The organism is Saccharospirillaceae bacterium (assembly GCA_022448365.1).
GTDB lineage: Bacteria > Pseudomonadota > Gammaproteobacteria > Pseudomonadales > Oceanobacteraceae > Bacterioplanoides.
Genome location: JAKVCS010000030.1, coordinates 1 through 2,216, shown reverse-complemented (window position 1 = coordinate 2,216; position 2,216 = coordinate 1). Strand labels below are relative to the sequence as shown.

Here is a 2,216-nt window from a genome sequence, read left to right as displayed (position 1 = left end):
CATATCAAACAAATAAGAGCGAAACTCTCTGCTATCATCAACAATTAATATTGATTTTTTATTCGACTTAGCGTTTGCTGGTGACAATTTTTCAGCATGTGAATTTACGTATTCAATATCGTCAATGGGTAAAGTGACGGTAACTTTTGTTCCAACACCTTTTTGACTCTCTAAAGCAATTTCACCTTGGTTCAATTCAACTAAAGTTTTGACCATTGCTAAACCGATGCCAAGACCTTCGTGTTTGCCGCTCCCTTTGGTAAACCTTTCGAATATTTTATTTTGTAGACGGTCTTCGATTCGTAACCGTTCACCAGGGCCCTATTGACAGTTAGTAATATTTATTTTCAATGATCGTGGGGATCCTATTGATTGATCCCGCCAGTCTGTCAGAGTGGTTTCATGCCACGTAAAAAGCAGCCCACAAAGCCACCCGTCGCTACTAATCTCGATGATGCCAATGAGCTCATTAGTACACTCTGGGACAGGCTAAATGACCTCGAAGACCGACTGAATCAAAACAGTCGTAATTCATCGCGCCCGCCATCGTCTAATGGGCCGGGGGCGTCCTCTTCTGCACCAGCTAAAAAGCCGACAGGCCGTAAGCGCGGTGCGCAATCCGGCCATAAAGGTAGTAAGCGGATGCTGGCCGATACCGTTGATGAGACGCGCACCTATTATCCCGACGATACTTGTGCTTGCGGTGGTGACATTGCTATCAATGATTCCCCTTATCGTCGGCATCAGGTATTTGATATTCCCAGCCAGGCATTCTCTGTAGTCGAACATCAGTTGCATCAGGGCCAGTGTTGTCAGTGCAGTAAAACGGTAAAAGCCACACTACCCGACAACGTGAATCAAGGGCAGATGGGCAATAACCTGCTGGCGTATGTGGCGATGCAGTCGGGTCAGTTTCACCAGAGTATCAGTAAAATCCAGCAACAGCTCGAGCAAAACTTTGGTTTATCGTTCAGTCGCGGTGCTATCTCTGAAGCACAAGGCCGCGTCAGTGCGGTGCTGACGCCTGCCTATCAGGATATTAAAGAGACTATGCATAATGAGGCAGTGGTTCATTGTGATGAAACCCGTCATCAGCGGGGCAATGAAAACCGCTGGATGTGGCAAGTATGCACAGCAGAATTATCATGCTTTATGACGCACTTCTCTCGCGGAGCCTGGGCAGCGAAGAAATTACTGGGCGATAATCCAGAAAACATTGTTGTGACTGACCAGTATGCCGGTTATCACTATATTGATGCTGACCATCGTCAATTATGTTGGGCGCATATCTTAAGAAATATGAATGCGCTGGCGGAAAGCTGGGGCACGAATAAAATCTACGGTACAGTATTGGTCAGGCTCATCCGCCTGTTGTTCCGGCTGCAACACCGGTATGAAAGTAACAAGCTAAGTGAAAAGCGATACCGGGACCGAATGGAAAAACTGCGTATCGCCTGGCGAGAACAACTTGAACTGGCATCAAGGCGTTGTGTGACTCCCCGCTATCAGAACCGGTGTAAGCTACTGCTAAAACACGATGAGATGTGCTGGGTATTCCTCAGTCACGATGGCGTCCCCCTCACTAACAATGAAGCCGAGCGTTCATTACGAAGCTATGTGCTGTGGCGAAAAGGCAGCTATGGCGTGTGGTCACATCGGGGCGAACTGTTCAGACAACGTATACTCACCATCGTAGAAACCTGCCGAAAACAAAAGTTGAATCCTCTGAAATGGATCCGGGCAATACTTGCTGCGACGCTGAATAAAACCACCTATCCTCTGCTCAACGACTTTAAAGCTGCCTGTCAATAGGGCCCTGGTGAACGGTTACTTCGATTCCTTCTCCATCGTCACTTACGACAATTTTAAGCATTTTGCTATCTTGTGTAGCAACGACTTTTATCGTGCCAAGCTCTGGAGTGAACCTAATTGCGTTTTGAATTAAGTTTGCCAAGATTTTCTCTAAACTGTCATTGATAAGGGAAATCTCTTTTTTCCCCTTGATGCGCACCTCCAAGCTCTGTCTTTTCTGCTTAGCTAATGGCTCCAATGACAATGCGATGAACTTTATATTATCTGGAGAGTAAGACCTGTAGTAGTCGGCAGCAGCCGAAGCCTTAGGCACATCTTGGCTCATTTGATTTACTAACTGCTCAACTCTCTTCATGTTGTCCTGAACGCAAATTAGTTCTTTACTCGCTAAATTGGACGTATGA

The 2,216-nt window shown here is 46.3% G+C and carries 3 protein-coding genes; 1 reads left to right on the top strand and 2 read right to left on the bottom strand.

The features are described from left to right. Nucleotides 1-276: ATP-binding protein (locus MK185_17780; protein MCH2042480.1), on the bottom strand; the 276-nt coding region annotated here is incomplete at its 3' end. A 126-nt stretch (nt 277-402) separates the two neighbouring features. On the opposite strand from MK185_17780, the gene MK185_17775 reads away from it, so the two are divergent. Further along, on the top strand, nt 403-1,812 hold the full coding sequence (locus MK185_17775) for an IS66 family transposase (GenBank protein ID MCH2042479.1): 1,410 nt from the start codon (nt 403-405) through the stop codon (nt 1,810-1,812). Here the strand turns inward: MK185_17775 and MK185_17770 are convergent. Next, the coding region (locus tag MK185_17770; protein ID MCH2042478.1) for an ATP-binding protein at nt 1,793-2,216 on the bottom strand (424 nt) is incomplete at its 5' end. The genes MK185_17775 and MK185_17770 overlap by 20 nt on opposite strands.

Excerpts from the sequence above, each read along its gene's own strand:
- MK185_17775 (MCH2042479.1), top strand. The coding sequence starts at position 403 with ATGCCACGTAAAAAGCAGCCCACAAAGCCACCCGTCGCTACTAATCTC.